General features: G+C 59.1%; 1 protein-coding gene. It reads right to left on the minus strand.

Annotated features, from left to right (window positions below; translation table 11 throughout):
• The coding region (cutA, locus tag SB765_RS31135) for a divalent cation tolerance protein CutA (RefSeq protein WP_410932692.1) at positions 1-139 on the minus strand (139 nt) is incomplete at its 3' end.
• Positions 140-259 lie beyond the last annotated feature (120 nt).

Below are 259 nucleotides of genomic sequence, written 5' to 3' on the forward strand. Positions count from 1 at the left end.
TTCCCTGCCAGAGATACCAGGAGGTGGCGCCCGGCAGCAGTGTGACACAGGCCGCCAGCCTGGCTTCCAGCGCTAGGCCAGCAAGGTGCTCCGCCGTGGCCTGATCGGGCGTGGTGCAGAGGATAACGACAGCATTCATCCTGTGACTCCTGTTTTAAAGAGCGCCGATGATAGCATGCTCCATCCGTAACACGAGGAGTGTGCTTATAGCAGCAATCCGCCAAAAATGAAGCCAGAGAGCACCGACAGCGCAATGGCG

The sequence above is a fragment of the Pseudomonas sp. SIMBA_067 genome, from assembly GCF_046534675.1.
Taxonomy (GTDB): domain Bacteria; phylum Pseudomonadota; class Gammaproteobacteria; order Pseudomonadales; family Pseudomonadaceae; genus Aquipseudomonas; species Aquipseudomonas putida.